This is a genomic window from Pseudoalteromonas agarivorans (genome assembly GCF_024518735.1).
Classification (GTDB): domain Bacteria; phylum Pseudomonadota; class Gammaproteobacteria; order Enterobacterales; family Alteromonadaceae; genus Pseudoalteromonas; species Pseudoalteromonas atlantica.
The window spans coordinates 22,952-41,439 of sequence record NZ_JANIGJ010000015.1 but is presented as its reverse complement, the minus strand read 5'-3'; the positions used below and the strand labels follow the sequence as shown (position 1 = coordinate 41,439).

The following is an 18,488-nucleotide window of genomic DNA, read 5'->3' as shown; positions in this document are numbered from 1 at the left end:
CCCCTACTGAAACACAATTCTTGGCGTGATAAGAATGAGCGTTTCCTTCCTACTCTTAGTGCCACCCAGCTCACCGCCTAAAGCCACAAAACCGCCTGTAGAATTTTCTGTATATTGGTTTTTGTTATCACTGCTACCAGAGATAAGTAGGGTTTGACCATCCTTTACGGCAAACTTCATAAACATATCTGAAAAACTTGTTTCAGGGGCTTCAATGGCTTTATCGCCGCTTTCAATACGTCTAAACTTTCCGTTTGTGAGATCTGATAGAAACGTAGATAATTGGATTACAACTTTGTCACCTACATAATTAGGCAGCATATAAATCGTATCACCGGTTCTTAAAATACCTGGCATTAGATTATCTTGTGAACCGACATTCGCAGTAGCAGTACCGCCACTTTGCGCCAAGTAGGCGAACTCACCACCTTGAGAAAGTTTTGTTACTTGATTGTTCAAACTAACGACTCGACGGCTTTTAACCGTTGTCACTGCACCATATTGATCCAGCACATTAAGTAGCACCTGAGAACCGGCATACTTTCCTGTTTCCTGACTATAACCAAGAATTGTCGGAGCTAAATCATTATCTACCAATGTGTTGAAAGCAGTTTGAAGCCCAAACACTCCCCCAGTAGCTAAGTCTTGCTTAATAACATTCCAGTTGATACCGCGCTGATCACCTTCATTTGAAGAGAATTCGATAATCTGAAAATCAACCGCGACCATTTGCGTGATTTTATCGTTTCCACGCTTTAGGTAATCGGCTATTGCCGAGACATTATCAGGGTAGTCTTTCACCACTACAGTAGAAGTAGCTTGGTTAATGACATACTTCCCCTCTTCGCTTTTTAAAAGCTCAAGAGTGGATTTCATATCTTCCCAAATAGAAAGACCTTCAGTAGAGAAATTGATATATTCGTCCGAACTGGAAAAGCCTGTATCCGTGACAACGGTGTTCATCCCGCCACCGCCGCTTGCATTAGCAGAACCGGTTGAATTCTCTTTAGCACCGAACAGGTATTCCGTTTGTCCAGCAATAAAGGACACATCAAATTCTGCCGTTTTAAACTTACTCCACGTAAGCAAATCACCGTCAATTTCGTATGAATACTTAGTAGCGAAAGAAATTTTATCCAGCAAGCCGCCGATTGTACCTTTATGTACCAACGAGAATCTGCGACCTTTATCCAAACTATCTAGGTAACGGATGTTTACCCCTTCACGCGCTAGGACATCCCGCATAACTTCTTCAAGCGTATAGTCAAGATATGACCCTTCTGCTTTTTGAAAGAACCACTGAGGCTTATCCTGATCGCGCTCTTTTAATTCAGGCACATAAAATTCATCTGAATACCGAACGTGGGGAAGCTCTTCTTCATTGATAGCGTGTTCATACGCTTTGGCTACAACAGCCTCACCTTCCTGTTTTACTTCTTTGAATGATGAGACAGAAGACGCACAACCAGCCAAAAATATAGCCGTGGCCGTTGCTGTAATGATACTGAGTTTAAGATTTTTCATTATTGCCCCCTACTACAGCTTTTTAATGATAACGCTGCCGTTACCCTTGAAGTCAGCAACTAACTTATAAGGCGCAAGAACAGCATTAATAACGTGATCTAATGAAGCTCCGGACAATGTGTGACTATTAGGCCACATAAAATTGTCAGAGGCTTGCCACTGAATGTCATCTGTAGAATCGATGAGACGGTGATGCATAAGTAATTCGACAACTTGAGGCTTCAACAAACCTTTGCGAAGACTAAAATCAACAGCGCCGGTTTCCGGAAAAAAGCGATAAGGACCATCTGTAACTACAGCTGGCGGTGCAGGCTTATCGCTATCTGCTACAACAGTGCGGGGTCTTGGTTGAGGCGTTTCATCATTTGACATTGAATAAACCTCAACACTATCACTGGCTTCAACGGGCGTAACCGTAGGAATTTGCGCCACTGCAACAACTGGCTTTTGGTAAGCAGCTGCCACTTTAGACGATACAGTGACCGCATCTTGATCCAAGAAATCCGAGGAACGGACAACACTATTTTGTGCAACAACCGGCAATGCAAAACCTAACGCCACGACAAGGCTGGCAACTTGCGAACATTTCATAATATTTTCCCAATTAAATCTTTTTTCCAAACCTTGACCAGTCGCTCACCGGCCACCACTTCATAGTCACAACCAGGCATTAACTGGCCTATCACGTCATCAAGAAGCAATGAAACTTCGATACGAGACGCAACTTTCTCAAGCGTGACTATCTGGATATCGTTAAGAAGTACATCCGAAGGCTCCGGCTCTTCGCCAATGAGTTGCAAAGACCACCCAAGCGCTTCAAGCAAACTTGCTGCTTGCTGCATGCCGTTAGCACCTACCGGCTGCAAATGACGCATATTTGGTACGGCCATAAACAACCGCTCATCAGATGAACGGTAAATACCATTTGAGCCATCTACCCACGAATAATCACCGTCATGCATATAGGTTTTTTCAAATACCCCCCAATTTTCCGCATGGTAGATACCAACACGGTCGCGCTGTTCAAAACGCTCCAATGGCTTTACGAGCACTCTGTAATCAGCATCAACGTCTACAGCATTTACAATGGAATAAAGACGCGACACAGCCAGAGTAAAATCTTCTTGTTTATTGCCAGAGGCTACAACAACGACTACAGGGCGCTTTTCGTAACCGTTCAACACGCTGCTTAATCGCTCTGTGAGCGCGTATCGATTGTTAAACACAGATTGACCCGCATCAAACTGTACAAATATGTCTGCGACTGGATGCACACGTTCTTGATGTACAGAGGAACACCCTGACACCAGTAAAAACGCTGCATAAACGCAGAGACTGAGCTTTTTAACTTGTTTCATGACTCCACCCGACTTTTTTTGATGAAGCCATTCTATTTGTGTCAACAAAGGTTTGCTGGGAAAAGCTAGGGGAACTTTCGGGGGGTTTTTCTGAAGGTAAAAAAAAGCGGCCAATTTGACCGCCCCTTGCCCAAAATGAATTCTAAAAATTAGGCATGCCTAATTTTAATCTCGATAAATACCCCGCGCTTTATCAAGAGCCTTAGCTACCAATTTGGCAGCATCTGTTTCAGAAATACCATGCTCATCCATGTATTTACGGCGTTCAGCTTTTTGGTGTGATTCACTCATTGCCAAAGCCAGAGTAAGGCTAGGCGGCACAGCTCTGAATATTTCAGCTAACCGACTACTAAGCACTACACCTTCGGTATAGCACCTCTCTTGCTTTTTGGCGCTGGCAAGCAAGTGCTTCTGTTCGTCAGTCAACTTTTTAAACCTGGCTACCTCTTCAACTTCTTGGGGCTCCAAGGCCAAACAAAGCCACCATTCAAACAGTGACAACATAACTTCTGCTTCATTTGGGAAGTCACCCATATTTTGCGTTGCCAACCAAAGCCACGCACCTAATTTACGCCACATTTTAACGATTTTGACAACACCTGGCGCAAGCAATGGGTTTTTGGTTATCAAGTGGGCCTCATCCGTAAGGAAGATAATTGGCCGACCGGTTTCCTGATCACGCTCCGCAATATCGTTCACGTTATTCAGGATTGACATATAGCTAACGGCCAATTCAGCTTCAGTGTTATCTTTGACGAATTCAGCTAAGTCAATATGAGTAAAGTCACACTCCGGCCACAAGTCACCTTCACGGTTGAATATTTGCCCAGCTAAACCTTGCGTGAACTTACGCATTGCAGCGGCATACTCATAAAAGCGTGTTCGGATATCCTCTGGAACCGTATCATCTTGCGATACATTGTAGATATGCTCAGCAACGTCTTCCGTGATAACTTGATTACGACCTTCATCACGACACGCTTTCGCAGCTTTAAGAATCGCTTCACGAATTAACTGCTGATCACCTAACCGGATACCCTTGGCAATATCTTTGTTGCCACCTGAAACCATAATGCGTGTGATGATTTCCATTTCGCCCAGGTAATCCTTTTCATACTCCTGACCATCATCATCGTCTTCCTCGTAATCAGGGCTTAACTTCCCTGTCTCGAAGTCATTCATGACTTCTTCAACAACATCCATATCGGGTGTAACGGTCGTTCTACCGTATAGCTCTTGCTCTTTCTCTTCACGTTCAAGCGCTTTCAAAGCATTAGCAAATGGAGGTATGACCGTGTTTTCACCAGAACGCATTCTGACCTTGTGGGTTGATACCCCTGATTCTTTTAAATATTCACGTAACATACCGAACGAGTTACCGGCTTCTACAAGAAACACCCTCGCATTATAAATAGACATTAAAAAGAGAAGCATGCCGGTTATCTGAGCCGATTTACCCGCCCCTGTAGGGCCAAACAGACATAAATGCGCGTTCTTGGCTCTATCCATAGGATTTAGCGGGTCAAAGCTCATCGGTTCACCGCCACGGTTAAACCACAGCAAACCTGGATTGCCAGTACCTTTACCCCGCCCCATGATAGGAGCAAGGTTAGCAATATGTTCTGTAAATACTAAACGTGAACGGCGGCGCTGCTGCTCTTTTGATGGATCGTAATTCATTGGCAGATTCTTAATGTAAGAATCAAGAATAATGGGATCATCAGCATCATCGAGCGCATTTAAACCCTCAAGTTGAAGAAGCGATATCACGTCAATTTGGTTTTGTCGTAATTGCTCTTCATCTTCACCACGGATATAAAAACACATTTCAACCGGATACATAGGGCTATCATTTGCCAATTTATGTTTAGCTTGCTCTACTTCAGCTTTAATCCGATTGATTTTAGCGCTATCCCCTTTTGCCTTATCTTCAATTTTATCGATACGCTTTTCTATAACATCAGAAGGCGTAATAACGACTTTCATCGACATTACTGTGCCTTCGGGCATACGGTCGAAGAGTGCGGAAATATCCTTACCGTTTTCCTTTGGCGCTGACATAGCCCCAATTTTTGGTCTACGACGAAGATTTTGAACTGTGATCACCTTATGAGGCAGGCCATCGAAATACCAGGTTCCGGATTCATTGTCGCTTTCCGGAGGTCGGTGTAAAAGGCTTTCAGCAAAGTCATGACCATATGGCAGATCTTCATTGTCAGTATACGGCAACTGCTCTAACAATTTATCTGTATCGCCGCCAGTGACTTCGGGGCGAGGATTAAACCAACGGAAAAGCCATTCATAGAAGTTTTTACCATCCACACGAAAGCACTTAACACCCGATTGCGTCAATGAACTTTCGACTTTTTGGCGTACTTCATTAAGTTCTTGAATGGGCGTTCTACCTCTAGGTGGACTCCCATTACTACCGTAACGACGATAAAAAACCATTCGATAGGTACGTACTGAACCACGCCAGTTAACCCCTGTTACAGTATCATCGTGAAATAGCCCCCCCTCCTTACACACATCTTTTAGATGTTGCTCCATAACAGGAAGATACTCTTTAAAAAGGGGACTTTCCGTTACTTGTGGGTTATCTTTGCGAATATTGGCGGCATACTCACGCACGGTTTTGGCAAAAAACGAGAGTGAAAGCACATCACTTTGATAAAATTCAACAACCCAAGGGTTTTTTTCATGTTGGGGGAAAACTTCATTAAGAAACGATTTAAAGTTGTCCCTGATACGTGCTAACTCGCTTAGCATCACGCCTTCGGCATTGGTCGGAAATATATCGTAAACGGCTGCTACACTGCGCTCATCGTTAAGCAAGAAACACTCATCTTCTGTGAGATACTCAATCCACGGTAAACGGTCGGTAAAACTACGGCGAACAGAATACATTTTTTCCATATCGCCTTCAGTTACCATTTCTTCCGGTTCCCGATCATACAATTTGAAACTATCTGCAATCATGCTCGCAGAGCGCTTCAGGTTATTACTGATTTTCTTAGAAAACATTAACGACATCCCCCACTAAACCATACTGTACTTTCTCATACATTGGAAAACGCACTGTGTAACCAGGAACAATAACACCAAGGCGAGTCGAACGATGCGGATAAATAAACATTTCCAATTCAGGATTTTGTAACCGGCGATAAGCGTATTCGCCTACTGCTTTGTAATTGATGTCATTTTCAAGTGGACGACTAATGCCTACAGCTCCTGTCCCTTGAGAAACATCAGCGCCTTCACCGACCATGTGATTTTCATAATTTTGCTTCATTGTCGGACCCTCTTTTGCCATTTCAAAAGGCGTTTTGCTCGCGCACCCAACGGTGTTAATCAAGAGCAGTAATAGGGCTGTAATTTTCTTCATAACTAACCTTTCTGTTTGTCGGTATGTAATCAATAGGTACGTCTTCAACGAACAATAAAGAAACCTTCTCACCTGGCGGAACATAGATGGCTTCGTAGTAATTTTCATATCGCTCAGATAGCATTTCACCAGTCTTGTTTAGACCTCCTGAAGCAAAGCTTCCAGCTGCTAATTTACCCGCATTACCAGTAAGCCCTATGCTTGTGCTATTACCTGAAGAAGTAAGCGTTTGTTGTTGCTTTGCAATTGTTTCCGCATAATTTGAAAGGCCAGCCACTACACCTTGGGCTGTGATGTACTTACCCACATCATCAACTTGAATACCTTTAATGCATGGATTTCCCCAACGGTCGCCAAGCTCAGCAATTGGCTTTTCATACGTGCCTTTCTGGTTATAAATCCGGCCATCTTCAAAATTAAATGTCACGCTAGTAACACGGCCCCTAACGCAACTAAAAGCCATATCACCAGTACCTACCCCGCTTACAATTGCGTTTGCAACACCTGGCATCGTATGACCGTTTGCCATCAACGTATCGCCTGACAGCATTACTTGAAAACGGAATGGATCATGTGTTTGACCTTTGCGTTCAATTCGACCTATTAATGCAGTGAGCGCCGTAGCATTATGAATAGAGCTATCAGAGTGAATTGTGGCGTATGGAATCGGCTTCAATTCCTCTTCCAACTTTGCTTTAGCTTCAGCTGCTCTATCTTTAACGTTATCCGCGAAGTCACCGGCATTTCGACTGAAAGCACTACCATTGCCTAGAAGTCCATCCATAACGCCTTTACCTTCATCTGGTGTAAATCCAACTGGATAGGCCCACTGAATTTCTTCTGAGTTCTTGTTTTTACCCTGTGAAGAAGAACCGGTATTCACTTCAAAAGCATCAGCGAACGGCATTTCATTATCAACATTACCGACGCTATTAGGATTAACAGTATTTTCAGCTATGAATTTTTCTTTAATAGCCCTTGTTCTGTCATCAATAAGCATTGAGACTTTATCTAACAACGCTACTTCATCAACGCTGTCGCCGGTATTATTCTTAGATGACTCAATTATTTGTTGAAGATCATCTTTTGTAACTGCGTTATCAAGCGACTCTTTGATGCGCTTTTGCTCACCCTCAACGGTAGAAAGATATGCAGACATCGCGGCAATCGCTTCATTTTCAGTCTGCACCGGTCTACCAGTGCCTTTCTCTGACTCTTTTGGTGATGTTTGTACATCTGATTCTTCTTTAGAATCGGTCGCCAAAAAGTAAATAGGAATGATCACCATTAAGGCGGCTAAACCTTTAACGATAGGGTTTTGCTTTATACGCATAACAACTCCCTACTTTGAACAGCAATATCGAAGGGCTTTTCACTCAATAGATATACCACTGTAAAGTCTTTTTTATGACCAGCTGGCATAGCTGACTTGAACTGAGCAGTTGCAGAGTAAAAATCACCTCTAATACGACAAGGTTCAAACGTTACAGCCTGTGTAGAAACGTTGATAAGTTTCAACGCTGTTACGTATAAACCTCCACCTATCCAACTTGCTAAAACTTCAGACTTGAGCGCCCCCCCTCGATATAAATTAGCCATTTCACGTTGTTTAACTACAACCCTACGAACGCCAGGGGTAGGTTCAATAAGCTCAGATGATGGCGCATACAAACTTTGGGAAGCGAACTGCACCAGATCCATAGGCGTCAACTGAGGCGCTTGAATTGGTAGACGATTCCCACCAACTACACCTTGCTCTGGTTCGTTTTTTGATTCATTGATATGTATAATCAAATCATCACCGGCCTTAGCGGCCCCTTCAGACACTGAGGCCTGAAGGACATAAAATCGACCGCTATCTAAACCTTGCAGTGTAAGCTTTTCTGTAAACTCCGTGACCGGTGTTATGTACAGCATGTTATCAATCAAAGAATGCTTGAACTGCTCAGCGTAACGCGCTTTTACTGCAAACCGCACTTTTTCAGGGAACGTAACCTTACGCTCTACATTTTCTTTGAGCTCAACGCCGATTTCTTGACCTTGTTCCCACTTCACTCGTTCGGTAGCATACCCACCAAAAGAGCAAAGCATAATGATTAAAGGTAACAGGAAACGTATCATGATTAATTTAACCTCTTCGGCTGACCCTTCATGCCATCGATAGCCAATCGCCAAGGGTTTTTGTCTCTATTAACATCGTACTTCGTCACAATCAGCGGATAACGCATTACAGCATCACGGACAACCTTGCCGCCAATAAGCTCACGCTCTACGACATCAAGATAAACAATCCAGGTATTGTTTCCTAAAGGGACCACTTTACTGTCTGAGTAAGCTCCATACTCAGAGATACCGCGCACCTTACGGCGGTTATCTGACTCTTTGACTTTCGCCAAATTCATCAACTGTGGACGATATGAATCAGTAACGAAGTAACCGTATTTACGGATATTGTTTTGAAACTCAACAGCGCAATCTTGCTCGCAGCGATTCAATTGCTGATAAACGTTGTAAGCGAACGCATAAACTTCATGACGTTGAAACTCATTTACCTTAACCATTCCACCTCGCGATAGGTCTGGTGGAAAATGACACTCAAACTCTTTAGGAAGTGTCGCTAACAGCCAGTGAGCATGCAGAACTAGCCCCAACAGGATTACTGCAAAGATCGTCAGGCCACGAATAACCTTATCTTTGCGGTCACTTTCTTTAATTGCTTTACTTTTCATATTCACTGTTTTGAAGCCCCTCTACTGCTTCGCCCCAAACTCCATTTGGTGCTTTCACAAATAAAATTAGGCCTAGCTAATTTATTAGCCACAAGCCAAGCGTGAAGGTTATGTTCAACATAGCCAGAAGGCTTGCCGCGCCTTGCTTTTTCCATCCAACCAGCAAGGAAATAAACCACCATCATCGGTATAACAAAGACGAAAACGATCATGAGCATCGGAAAGCCACTTAACATTCCAAGCAAGACCCCTACAGGCGAACCTATAAAAAGGGATATTAAGAATACGCTCTTGATCTCTCCATCCGTCAGGCCTTTAAATACAACCGGCTCTTCATTAATGAAGTCGCCGGTAAAGCTATCTGTAAAATCGCTTTCGTCCTGTTTCATTAATCGACCCAATTATCAGCCAGGTTGAACAGAATGATACCTAACGTTAACAGCGCCAAGCCGCCAACTACGTGACCAGCAAGGTCCATCCAGCTACCACGCTCATCCGAAATATCGTTATATTTCTTCATAGCGCCTTTGATAATGAGAATAGCGAACCACGCAGTCATACCGACAATGACCACCTGTACAAACTTCTCCATTAACCACATCAGCATTTCAGCACCGTCTTTATCATCCGATCCATCTGCAAAATCGTCAGTGGTTGGCATATCTGCGCGAACTTGCCACGTAAACGCCATCAATGACCAAAAGGCTAATTTAGATTTCTCCGTCACCGCCTTGAATACCTTAATAACTTTCATTGTTTACCTCTGTATTTGAAGTTAATTGATTACCGTAAAAACCCCAGTGGCGACCGCAACAGCGATGACCACATCAACCAAAACGTCAACAGCTTGCATATCACCTTCTATCAAGCGCGCGTAAGAACCTTTCAGGACCACTACGCAAAACAGACTGACTACAAACGTCAACATCCACTCAATGAATGCTTTCAACGTGTCAGCATCCATCCCAAAAGTTTCACTGAATATTTCCATATTCTGCCTCTAGGGGCTTAAGCGCCTTTGGTTGACGAGAAGGCCCGTTAATGTGTCTTTCCACTGCCTTTTGAACAGCGTCAAGGTCACTTACAAGAGCCTCATAATTGAAAGCTTCTGTATCGTCGGCACGACGAAGCTCACTTATCTGAAGCACATCATGCTTCAAATATTTCAGCTCACTCGCAATCCTTACCAACTCAACCTTCTCCTTTTCAGTAGAGGCATTAGCCGAACCAGTAAAAACAGCGAGCAAAACCGCTGAAACCATCAATATTTTTTTCATATTGCACCCCGCAAATATCACTTGAGGGCATTGTAAAGGGGTTTATTTCCGGATGTACTCGAAAAGCTAGGGGAACTTTCGGGGGGTTTTTTCTATACCGCTGCAGCATAGTCATTTTTGACTATGTTTTGTGGCCATCATAGACATATTTAACTATGCTCGATACAAAAAAGCCCCCGTATTGGAGGCTTTTAAAATTAGGCATGCCTAATTTTGATGCGTTAGAAGTATTTTTTGTAATTAGATGCCGTTAAATGTAATGCATAGCCAAACATTGCAGCAAAAGGCACAACTATTAGCGCCGGATTAATACTGTTAGGCCATGACAAATAGATAACAAAACACAACACTACTGAAGGGCTGATAAGCTTAGTTGAAAGCTCAAACTTATCCGTACTTTCTCTGCCTGCGCCCCATTTTCTCAAGTCACGTTGCACCAAGCCCGTCACAAGACCAACAACTGCAAATAATATGTAAGCCGGTATCGATAGGAAAAGAACGCAAAGCCGAAGCAACACAACTTTTATTATCGTGTAAGCAGAAACAAAATAATTCCACGCCCACCCTTTTTCTTGATTGGACTTGCGAATGTAGTCATCAATACCAATAGGGTGAAATATATTATCGTCCGTCCAAGTAATAAGTTCACCCGCAACTTTCACAGGGGCAGATCCCATCAGACTATCTTTGAAATGTTGGTTAACGTACCCTGCTTCAGCTCTAAGCATGTTTCTTGAATGATCAACACCCATACCAGGTTGAAAATCAGCAAATGAACACACAGTTGTTCCTGGGCCATCATCACAATGCCAGATTAACCCCCACTCAACCAGAATAGAAATAATCATTGTCACCATCACGGTAATTGGAAGTGCCATAACAAAAAGAACAATCTTGGTAAACACACCATGACGTTTCGTTTTATCTGTCTGCTTTTGCTGTTCTGACTTAGCTTTAGCCATTATGCAGCTTCCTCCCACCAAAGTTCACCAGTGCGATAACGCTCATTCATATCCGCGCATATATCGACAAGGTTTTGTGGAAGCTCTATATCCCCCTTATCATCAAATAAAGGCAAGCGTACTTTGAATAGCTGATTACCATTCTTCAATACAAATGCATGACCTTTCGGCAAGCTCGTAACATGGTAAGGCTCTACCATTGGAACTTTATCTTCAGATATACGATCTTGGTTTTGGTCATCGAAACGCCCTACACCAGTGCCATCTTTCTTACTTGCCCCCGAAACTAATGTAGCTTCTTTAACAGGCACTTTCGGCAATCGACTCGTAAGCAGTGAAGCCGTTTCCTCGTTCTGCACCCTCATCATAATGGTGGTATTAAAGTTACCTATGATCTGCATTGATTTAGGGTTGCCGGTAGTGCTACCAAACTTCGCATCGATATCCTGTAGTGTTTGGGTATACGCACATATCCTGACACCCGCACCACCCGATTGGTTAACCATTGGAACAAATTCATCACCAACCAAAGAATTGAACTCATCAGCATGAAGGTAAATCTCAGGGAATTTAAGCTTTTTACTTCCATCAAGAGAAGGTAGGCCAACGTCTTTACCATGCTTGTACATGAGACCTGCGTTTGACACTAGATCATTGAACATTGCATTTCCAACAGCAGTAGCTACTTCCCTATCAGTCAAACCATCAAGGCCTATATATACGATACCTCTTCGCTGTATCACTTCACGCCAACTTAAAATTGGGCGCGGATCTTCTTCATTGAAATATTCCGGACTAAGAAGCTTACCAATTTTATCCGTATTCATTTTGTCCAAGAACGGAAGTAAACTGGCAACCAATTTTTCATAGAATGACCTTTCATAGTTACTGGCAAGTAGCAGTTGACGGCCTAGATTATCTTTAGGCAAAAGTTCTTTCATTAAGTCGATGATTGCAACCGTAGTTTTAGTTTTACCTTTGCGCTCTACCATAGGATGCTTATCACGCACCATCGCGGCACGTTCTTCTATTAATGATTCAGGATCATCATCAACAGTTTGTAGGGCCTTTTTCGCGTACAAGTAAAGTAAATCTTCCAAGTCCTGAACGTAATGGTTGATATTATCAATTGTTGGCCTTACACCAACATCAACCAAGGCGCGAGCTACTACATTAACGAAACGCCAGCTGAACGCTTTGAAAGCAGAAGAGCTACCTTCATCACCAAGTTGAGCAGTAGTTTTACCAGCAACTTCAGTAATGCGTTGGAACTCACCTACAGGGTTATATCTGCACGATGCATCGGGATAACCAAGATGGAAAAAGTAAAAATCATCTTCTCTACCAGCTCGTTTCGCTTCCACATACATCCTGCGAAACAGCTCACCATCGCCTTTAGGGTCTATAACAATTACACAATTATTTCCCCGACGAATATCACCAGCCACCAAAACTTCTTCTAGCCTAGTTTTACCCACACGGGTAGTACCCAGCACAATCGCGTGACCATTTCGCTCGCCCAAGTCCCAGTAAGTTTCATTTTCCTCATCAGCACCAACACCATGTATTGCAGCTGTACCACCTATATCCGGATAAGGAGTCAGATCAAATAACTTTAAAGGATTGTAGGGAGACTGGCTTCTGAGTGCTTTTGCAATCATAGAAAGACCAAATGTGTTTTCCCAATTGACCTCTTTACGCCTTGCCCACTCATAACGAGCAGGCGGTTTAGTGTAATCCTCATTTTCTGGCTTGGTCGTGTCATATAGCCGCTGAGTATGAATGGATTGCCATCGATACCCTTGCCCCAAAAAAGACTTCGACTTTGAAACTGGGAGGTCAGCAGGTTTTATAGAGTAAGGCTTTAGTGTTTTGATATTTCTTTGGTATTTACTAAGGCGCAAGGCATCATCTAAATACTTATAACCTATATAACTAAAGGCACTAGCACATGCATACGATACCGGCTCTGTCATCATCCAATAATAAGGGGCGGTAACACTTAACCCAGCAGCAACACCCGATACCGTTGCTGCATTATATTCAGCAATTGGTCTTAACAAACGCTCGATAGGATGATCATTACTCATTGCCAAACCCCCGTTGAAGTAACTAAAAATGGATAAGCGCCTACTTTTAATTCTTTGCCTATTCCATCACCAGAAGATGGAACAAATTTCAAACCTGAAAATTCAGACGAGAACGCCTGTAATTGTTGGAACGATTCAGCTTCAACAACATATATAGGAGCATTGAGCTCTGCTAACTTATCAAAACGAAAACGCAACCATTTGATAGATAAAGGGTCGGTCCCAACAACAGCAAAAGGTTGAACTCTCTTAGTTTCTTTAAATTTAAAGCCCTTCATTACACCTGGCTGCATATTGCTTGGGACAAGAGGAAAGAACGTTTCACGCGATATACTTTTTCTTGCCTCCTTCAGAAGCTTTGACGCTTTTTCGGCATCAACCTTTGAATCTCTGAAGCTTAGATTAGTGTAATATTCTTCAGCAGGCTTCGTTTTACCAACCGTAGCCAATTCGGTTAACTGTGAGGCATTAACCGGCGGTATAGCGCTTAAAAACGCTAGAACGAAGACAATACCGCTGAAGCGTATTTCTTTGCTCTTACTTGATTTGAAGGCGAATGATAAGCGCCTATTGCGTATTCCCATGACTTACCTTTTTTTAAATCTTTTAGATGGTTAGCGGCATACTGAATGTTTGCCCTTGGGTCCATTAATTCGCCAACAGACGCGAATTCATTTCCATGCCAATACCAGTTAATCTGACACATGCCTACGTCGAGCTTTACGGGTTCAGTCCCATCCATCAGTTCAAGTTCTGCATAAGCCACTGCGCTATGCTTAGTTTTAAACCACAACCCTTTTCCACCAATATTTAGTGTCCAAGGCCAAGGCTGACGCTTGCCGTTGTGATAACTTTGGCTTTCGTGTGTACATACCGCTTTAATAATTTCGGTAGGTACGCCTGTCTCATCAGACACCGATTCCAAAAGGTCATTAAAGCTTGCCATCGCTGGCAGTGACAGAATGAACATTAAGCAACAAACAACCCTTCGGAACATGCTAATCAAACTCCACAAACGGCACTTTGCTCACTTCTTTTTTTGCAGTATTCAATGTCACAACACGACTTTGGTTAACATCCGCTGCGTTAAGGCCACTATCTGCTACACGAGCTTTAGCCCATTCAATAATCTGCTTCTTTGTCGGGTCAGCAACAAAGTGGATATCAAGACCAGAATATTTGCCCGATTTAAGCAATTCATACTGGCGCTGGTACGCTTCAACACATCCATCGCAATTGGCAATAGCAAGGTATAATTGCGCTCTAGGCTTGCTCTGTAAAAGTTCATCTAATGATGGTTGATTGTTTGCTGTACTGAATATGTCTGACATATTGGATTTAGCGACCGGCGCATTCATATTAGCCACCGCATAATGAGACGTTTCAGGATTTTTGTACGCAAACCTTGGCACACCAGGAAAAGCACGTTCCCATGCTTCATTTACCTCAAGTTGCCAGCTAACCACCTTGATATTGTTTTCAAACTGAATTTGAACCCACTTATCTGCGTAGCGCTGTTTATCTATTTCAGACTCACTTTCAAGCGCCAATGCGAGCAAAGGGTTTTTATCCAGGTCAGGCGTAAAATAAGCACGGGGAGATTTTAAGATCTGCTTATAACGCTCATACTCTTTTTCAGTTAGCTTCCACTGTTTTGCATGAACAATATCCGCCTTAGTTAATGAGCTTTCCGTTACAGAAGTATCCGTTTTTTTGATCGAGGAAGCCGACTCATTAGACTGATTAGCAAACACGCCCACACTGACCACTAAAGCAATAGCAGAAACGCTTAATCTGAACGCTGACATAAAGCCCCCTCTTGAAGATAAACCCGCTCAGAACGCTCAACGCTAAGATTTGCAACACGACGATATTCTTTCGCCGCATCACATTCAGGATACGGATTTGAAACTGAGGCCTGTAAAACATCAATACGATCATCTACAACTAAAGTAGACTGTTGAGTATCGTAACTTGATGCACACCCACCCAAGGCCGCTACTGACAGCAAAATTAAAGCTATACGCTTCATAGCATCACCTCTTTTCTATTACCTTCAAAATGCTCGAATAGAGCCTTATGCTCAGAAATTTCAACTAAGCGCCAACGGCCAACAATGCCACCCACACGAAGAAAACTTGTTTGGTCAGGTGCAACCTTTTGAGCAACTGTTAAAAAAACGTCATCACCCCATACGTTTTTGCTATAAACAACGATAGGAAATTCTTGAGACGCTTCTTTCACATCAACACCGATTTCTTTTAGCTGATTAGAAATACCACCTAACCACCGCTGATTTTCCTTAACGTTATTCGTTAACGTTTCGTCATTTGCCTCGCGTCTAGCCACTTCCATTTCAAACTGCTTTAGCAAGGCATTTTGATTTTGCATCACCTTAATTAACGAATCCTGCTGCTTATTCAACTGACCAGCAATCCCGCCTACCTCTTCAGCAAGCATAACCAGAGAGTCATTAATACCCTTTAACTGCTCAGGGGGGATATCACCCTGAACGTCCTGTGTTTGCATATCGGTGTTATTAGCGTTATTACCGGTCATCATTGAACTACCGGCTACTAATGCAGGATCGTTAACTAAAAAGTCGCTTCCTGAAGGGCTATCCATAACGTCATTTGAAACAACCGGCACGGGAGGCTCTTCTACAACCTGTGGTTCTTTTTCAAAAATACCTAAGTGGTTAATGGCGTATTGAATCCCAAAACCCGCAACCCCTAACAAGGCTACTAAACCAACCACAAAGCCAATAGGAGGCTTTTTATTGCCACCTTTAGGCTTATCTTTGCTCGCGCTTTCTTCGAGCTCCGGCAAACCGTCTGCACCGGTTTCTTCTTGTTCAATATTATTTTCAGTCATGGTTCACCAAACCTTTGTATTCATCTTTTAAATCAAATGTGTAAATGCGACGAAGTGGGTCTTCAACAGGCACGTAATACTGCCCCACCAATACTTGCAGAACAGTTCTCAGAGGCATTAGAGATAGCTTGCGATGTACCTGTGGTAATGGGCGCTCAAGCGTAATACCAAGCGCCTCATCATTTGACTTATCAAGTGCCAGCACCCAACCAGAATTCATCAGCACAAAATTCACTGCATCACGCACTGTTTTCACACTTGGCGGAAACGACAATTGGATATTGACCGATAACGGATCAATTTCTTTAGTTTCCGGTGTAGGTGTAATTAACGTATACCGGTCAGTGGCTACTTGTTCCGCATGCACTGAAGCGCTAAGAATTGCTATTCCAAACGCTATTGATATAAGAACCCCATTTTTCATTATTTAATCTCCGAAAATAACTGGTGTAATTCACTGACCGCACCACGAACAAACTTGGCTTGAAATTCAACGAATTTATCAGTTGTAATTTGACCTTCTTTGATGGCCTGAAAACCACGTTCCCACAGCGCCGAATTTGCAGGCTCTTTCATTTGCTTAGGTACATGGACCATATATTTTTCAAACCAACGAGAAGGCTTTAATTTGCGTTTTTCTTCCATTAAAAGGCCTGATTTAATAAGATCTTTGATTATCGCGGGACGTGTAGCTACAGTACCAATTCCATCCTTATCACTAAGTAATTTTTTCAGCTCAGTGTCTTCGACTTCAGATGAAATATTTACCATCGCCTTCGCTAATGAGGACTGCGTATAACGTGACGGTTTTCTTGTCGTTTTCTCCACAATGCGAGCTTCCTTAACGCCCACTTTCAAACCTCGATTTAAAGTTGGCAATTCAGGTGAATTATCTTCATCTTCACCCTCTTCAATAGAACGCCAGCCCATCGATTTAGGAATGTTACAAGTGGCTTTACAAGCGACATTCCCGAATTTGATACCTACATTCGTACTTTCGTATACATAATCCGGCAAAAACTGAACAAGATAACGCTTTGCTACCATCAAGTAGACGGCTTTTTGTTTATCAGTCAGACGAGAAAAATTAAGTGCTGTTACCGTTGGTATAATCCCATAATGCACTTTAACTTTCTTATCGTTCCACGCCTTTGTACGGCGCTTCAAATCAAGCTTGTCAGAAAGTGTACTGAAAGCATCCAACTTAACCAGGTGCGTAACAGTTTCAATAATATCTTCAGCTAGACCACTGGTTAAATAAGCAGTATCTGTTCGCGGGTAGGTAGTGGCAGAATTTGGCTTATCATAAAGTGACTGAGCAATTTCTAACGCTTCATCCGGACTGATATTATATTTCTCACAAGCTGATTGCAGGGATGTCAATTCATAAGGCAAAGGAGGTTGCTGACTCTTATCCTCTTTCGTAAGGGAGTCAATCACCCCAACCTTTTGCGCCTTAATGTACTCCACCGCTTTTTCAGCATAGCTTCGCTCAAGCAAACGGCCATCAACTAATCCGCGCTCAGGAATTTCCCACGATACCGTAAACTGATCACCACCCTGCGTATAAACATCTACTTCAACCTCGTAATACTTCACAGGCTTAAAGTTTTTAATCGCTTGCTCACGCAAATAAACCAGCATTGCAGCTGGCGTTTTTACACGACCAACAGGGAATGCCTTTTTAAAGCCTCCGGATGATTCAAGCTTTTGAACAACTAATGTCATAGCCATTGTAAGGTTCATGCCCACAACCCAGTCAGCCATTGCTCGCGCTTGCGCAGAATGATACATCCACTCCGTTTCCCAACCAGGTAATGGATTAGAAAACGCTTTAGTTAAGGTCTTTTTGTCTGTAGAACCGTAAAGCACTCTAAATACATCACCTTTGTATGAGGCGAATTTGAGAATGTTTCGAGCAATACACTCACCTTCTGGATCAGGATCAGTTGCGATATAAACTTCTTTCGCCTTTTTCAATAGGCCCTTAATAACACGCCACTGCGCTTTAGCTTTTACATCTAAAGCATACTTGTACTCTTCAGGCACTACCGGTAATTTATCGAAGGCCCATTTCTTTTTTAGCTCAGGCATATAATGCTCAGGCGGTTGCAACTTAAATAGATGCCCTCTCGCCCAGGTAACAGCCACGTCACCATTTTGGTAATATCCCTGCTTCTTATGAACAGGTGACATCCCCAAAAACTTGGCAACGTCCTCACCCTGGCTAGGTTTTTCACAGAGATATAATTTCATTTCTGCACCACATAAAAAAAAACTGACACTACA

The 18,488-nt window shown here is 42.9% G+C and carries 21 protein-coding genes; all 21 read right to left on the bottom strand.

Annotation, left to right across the window (positions count from 1 at the left end; translation table 11 throughout):
- Positions 1 to 3 precede the first annotated feature (3 nt).
- The gene (locus tag NQT65_RS19050) at positions 4 to 1,524 is read right to left on the bottom strand and encodes a secretin GspD/PilQ domain-containing protein (protein ID WP_256851825.1); all 1,521 of its coding nucleotides are present in this window, start codon (positions 1,522 to 1,524) and stop codon (positions 4 to 6) included.
- A gap of 12 nt (positions 1,525 to 1,536) precedes the next feature.
- Entirely contained in the window at positions 1,537 to 2,115 is a 579-nt protein-coding gene (locus tag NQT65_RS19045) for a hypothetical protein (protein ID WP_256851824.1), read from the bottom strand.
- On the bottom strand, positions 2,112 to 2,798 hold the full coding sequence (locus NQT65_RS19040; RefSeq protein ID WP_256851823.1) for a hypothetical protein: 687 nt from the start codon (positions 2,796 to 2,798) through the stop codon (positions 2,112 to 2,114). Before NQT65_RS19040 ends, NQT65_RS19045 begins: the two co-directional genes overlap by 4 nt.
- 249 nt (positions 2,799 to 3,047) lie before the next feature.
- Positions 3,048 to 5,906 (bottom strand): conjugative transfer ATPase, encoded by a 2,859-nt coding sequence (locus tag NQT65_RS19035; RefSeq protein ID WP_256851822.1) that lies wholly within the window; start codon positions 5,904 to 5,906, stop codon positions 3,048 to 3,050.
- Positions 5,896 to 6,267 carry a hypothetical protein gene (locus NQT65_RS19030; protein ID WP_256851821.1) on the bottom strand — a complete coding sequence of 124 codons (372 nt, stop codon included), beginning with the start codon at positions 6,265 to 6,267 and terminating at the stop codon, positions 5,896 to 5,898. Before NQT65_RS19030 ends, NQT65_RS19035 begins: the two co-directional genes overlap by 11 nt.
- The gene (locus NQT65_RS19025; RefSeq protein ID WP_256851820.1) at positions 6,230 to 7,600 is read right to left on the bottom strand and encodes a hypothetical protein; all 1,371 of its coding nucleotides are present in this window, start codon (positions 7,598 to 7,600) and stop codon (positions 6,230 to 6,232) included. Before NQT65_RS19025 ends, NQT65_RS19030 begins: the two co-directional genes overlap by 38 nt.
- On the bottom strand, positions 7,591 to 8,388 hold the full coding sequence (locus tag NQT65_RS19020) for a DUF3438 family protein (RefSeq protein WP_256851819.1): 798 nt from the start codon (positions 8,386 to 8,388) through the stop codon (positions 7,591 to 7,593). The genes NQT65_RS19025 and NQT65_RS19020 overlap by 10 nt, the downstream gene beginning before the upstream one ends.
- A 2-nt stretch (positions 8,389 to 8,390) precedes the next feature.
- Positions 8,391 to 8,996: a PFL_4703 family integrating conjugative element protein gene (locus NQT65_RS19015; protein ID WP_256851818.1), complete on the bottom strand. Its 606-nt coding sequence runs from the start codon at positions 8,994 to 8,996 to the stop codon at positions 8,391 to 8,393.
- A 2-nt stretch (positions 8,997 to 8,998) separates the two neighbouring features.
- Complete coding sequence (locus tag NQT65_RS19010; RefSeq protein ID WP_256851817.1) at positions 8,999 to 9,385, bottom strand: TIGR03750 family conjugal transfer protein; 387 nt, start codon at positions 9,383 to 9,385, stop codon at positions 8,999 to 9,001.
- Positions 9,385 to 9,750, bottom strand: coding sequence for a DUF2976 domain-containing protein (locus NQT65_RS19005; protein WP_256851816.1), 366 nt, complete (start codon positions 9,748 to 9,750; stop codon positions 9,385 to 9,387). The genes NQT65_RS19010 and NQT65_RS19005 overlap by 1 nt, the downstream gene beginning before the upstream one ends.
- Positions 9,751 to 9,771: 21 nt before the next feature.
- Positions 9,772 to 9,987 carry a hypothetical protein gene (locus NQT65_RS19000; RefSeq protein ID WP_256851815.1) on the bottom strand — a complete coding sequence of 72 codons (216 nt, stop codon included), beginning with the start codon at positions 9,985 to 9,987 and terminating at the stop codon, positions 9,772 to 9,774.
- On the bottom strand, positions 9,971 to 10,273 hold the full coding sequence (locus NQT65_RS18995) for an RAQPRD family integrative conjugative element protein (protein ID WP_256851814.1): 303 nt from the start codon (positions 10,271 to 10,273) through the stop codon (positions 9,971 to 9,973). Before NQT65_RS18995 ends, NQT65_RS19000 begins: the two co-directional genes overlap by 17 nt.
- A gap of 221 nt (positions 10,274 to 10,494) precedes the next feature.
- The gene (locus tag NQT65_RS18990; RefSeq protein WP_256851813.1) at positions 10,495 to 11,235 is read right to left on the bottom strand and encodes a TIGR03747 family integrating conjugative element membrane protein; all 741 of its coding nucleotides are present in this window, start codon (positions 11,233 to 11,235) and stop codon (positions 10,495 to 10,497) included.
- On the bottom strand, positions 11,235 to 13,325 hold the full coding sequence (traD, locus tag NQT65_RS18985; protein ID WP_256851812.1) for a type IV conjugative transfer system coupling protein TraD: 2,091 nt from the start codon (positions 13,323 to 13,325) through the stop codon (positions 11,235 to 11,237). The genes NQT65_RS18990 and traD overlap by 1 nt, the downstream gene beginning before the upstream one ends.
- Positions 13,322 to 13,909 (bottom strand): PFL_4695 family integrating conjugative element protein, encoded by a 588-nt coding sequence (locus tag NQT65_RS18980; protein ID WP_256851811.1) that lies wholly within the window; start codon positions 13,907 to 13,909, stop codon positions 13,322 to 13,324. Before NQT65_RS18980 ends, traD begins: the two co-directional genes overlap by 4 nt.
- Complete coding sequence (locus NQT65_RS18975) at positions 13,822 to 14,295, bottom strand: transglycosylase SLT domain-containing protein (RefSeq protein ID WP_256851810.1); 474 nt, start codon at positions 14,293 to 14,295, stop codon at positions 13,822 to 13,824. Before NQT65_RS18975 ends, NQT65_RS18980 begins: the two co-directional genes overlap by 88 nt.
- Before the next feature lie 28 nt (positions 14,296 to 14,323).
- Complete coding sequence (locus tag NQT65_RS18970; RefSeq protein ID WP_256851809.1) at positions 14,324 to 15,133, bottom strand: hypothetical protein; 810 nt, start codon at positions 15,131 to 15,133, stop codon at positions 14,324 to 14,326.
- Positions 15,115 to 15,357, bottom strand: coding sequence for a putative periplasmic lipoprotein (locus NQT65_RS18965; RefSeq protein ID WP_256851808.1), 243 nt, complete (start codon positions 15,355 to 15,357; stop codon positions 15,115 to 15,117). The genes NQT65_RS18970 and NQT65_RS18965 overlap by 19 nt, the downstream gene beginning before the upstream one ends.
- A complete protein-coding gene (locus tag NQT65_RS18960) occupies positions 15,354 to 16,199 on the bottom strand; it encodes a hypothetical protein (RefSeq protein ID WP_256851807.1) in 846 nt (281 codons plus the stop codon). Before NQT65_RS18960 ends, NQT65_RS18965 begins: the two co-directional genes overlap by 4 nt.
- The gene (gene pilL2, locus NQT65_RS18955; protein ID WP_256851806.1) at positions 16,192 to 16,623 is read right to left on the bottom strand and encodes a PFGI-1 class ICE element type IV pilus protein PilL2; all 432 of its coding nucleotides are present in this window, start codon (positions 16,621 to 16,623) and stop codon (positions 16,192 to 16,194) included. Before pilL2 ends, NQT65_RS18960 begins: the two co-directional genes overlap by 8 nt.
- Positions 16,623 to 18,455 (bottom strand): DNA topoisomerase, encoded by a 1,833-nt coding sequence (locus NQT65_RS18950; protein WP_256851805.1) that lies wholly within the window; start codon positions 18,453 to 18,455, stop codon positions 16,623 to 16,625. The genes pilL2 and NQT65_RS18950 overlap by 1 nt, the downstream gene beginning before the upstream one ends.
- Positions 18,456 to 18,488 lie beyond the last annotated feature (33 nt).

What these genes read in the sequence shown, in the direction of transcription:
- NQT65_RS19050 (WP_256851825.1), bottom strand. Translation starts at nt 1,524, where the DNA reads ATGAAAAATCTTAAACTCAGTATCATTACAGCAACGGCCACGGCTATA.
- NQT65_RS19045 (WP_256851824.1), bottom strand. Translation starts at nt 2,115, where the DNA reads ATGAAATGTTCGCAAGTTGCCAGCCTTGTCGTGGCGTTAGGTTTTGCA.
- NQT65_RS19035 (WP_256851822.1), bottom strand. Translation starts at nt 5,906, where the DNA reads ATGTTTTCTAAGAAAATCAGTAATAACCTGAAGCGCTCTGCGAGCATG.
- NQT65_RS19030 (WP_256851821.1), bottom strand. Translation starts at nt 6,267, where the DNA reads ATGAAGAAAATTACAGCCCTATTACTGCTCTTGATTAACACCGTTGGG.
- NQT65_RS19025 (WP_256851820.1), bottom strand. Translation starts at nt 7,600, where the DNA reads ATGCGTATAAAGCAAAACCCTATCGTTAAAGGTTTAGCCGCCTTAATG.
- NQT65_RS19020 (WP_256851819.1), bottom strand. Translation starts at nt 8,388, where the DNA reads ATGATACGTTTCCTGTTACCTTTAATCATTATGCTTTGCTCTTTTGGT.
- NQT65_RS19015 (WP_256851818.1), bottom strand. Translation starts at nt 8,996, where the DNA reads ATGAAAAGTAAAGCAATTAAAGAAAGTGACCGCAAAGATAAGGTTATT.
- NQT65_RS19010 (WP_256851817.1), bottom strand. Translation starts at nt 9,385, where the DNA reads ATGAAACAGGACGAAAGCGATTTTACAGATAGCTTTACCGGCGACTTC.
- NQT65_RS19005 (WP_256851816.1), bottom strand. Translation starts at nt 9,750, where the DNA reads ATGAAAGTTATTAAGGTATTCAAGGCGGTGACGGAGAAATCTAAATTA.
- NQT65_RS19000 (WP_256851815.1), bottom strand. Translation starts at nt 9,987, where the DNA reads ATGGAAATATTCAGTGAAACTTTTGGGATGGATGCTGACACGTTGAAA.
- NQT65_RS18995 (WP_256851814.1), bottom strand. Translation starts at nt 10,273, where the DNA reads ATGAAAAAAATATTGATGGTTTCAGCGGTTTTGCTCGCTGTTTTTACT.
- NQT65_RS18990 (WP_256851813.1), bottom strand. Translation starts at nt 11,235, where the DNA reads ATGGCTAAAGCTAAGTCAGAACAGCAAAAGCAGACAGATAAAACGAAA.
- traD (WP_256851812.1), bottom strand. Translation starts at nt 13,325, where the DNA reads ATGAGTAATGATCATCCTATCGAGCGTTTGTTAAGACCAATTGCTGAA.
- NQT65_RS18980 (WP_256851811.1), bottom strand. Translation starts at nt 13,909, where the DNA reads ATGGGAATACGCAATAGGCGCTTATCATTCGCCTTCAAATCAAGTAAG.
- NQT65_RS18975 (WP_256851810.1), bottom strand. Translation starts at nt 14,295, where the DNA reads ATGTTCATTCTGTCACTGCCAGCGATGGCAAGCTTTAATGACCTTTTG.
- NQT65_RS18970 (WP_256851809.1), bottom strand. Translation starts at nt 15,133, where the DNA reads ATGTCAGCGTTCAGATTAAGCGTTTCTGCTATTGCTTTAGTGGTCAGT.
- NQT65_RS18965 (WP_256851808.1), bottom strand. Translation starts at nt 15,357, where the DNA reads ATGAAGCGTATAGCTTTAATTTTGCTGTCAGTAGCGGCCTTGGGTGGG.
- NQT65_RS18960 (WP_256851807.1), bottom strand. Translation starts at nt 16,199, where the DNA reads ATGACTGAAAATAATATTGAACAAGAAGAAACCGGTGCAGACGGTTTG.
- pilL2 (WP_256851806.1), bottom strand. Translation starts at nt 16,623, where the DNA reads ATGAAAAATGGGGTTCTTATATCAATAGCGTTTGGAATAGCAATTCTT.
- NQT65_RS18950 (WP_256851805.1), bottom strand. Translation starts at nt 18,455, where the DNA reads ATGAAATTATATCTCTGTGAAAAACCTAGCCAGGGTGAGGACGTTGCC.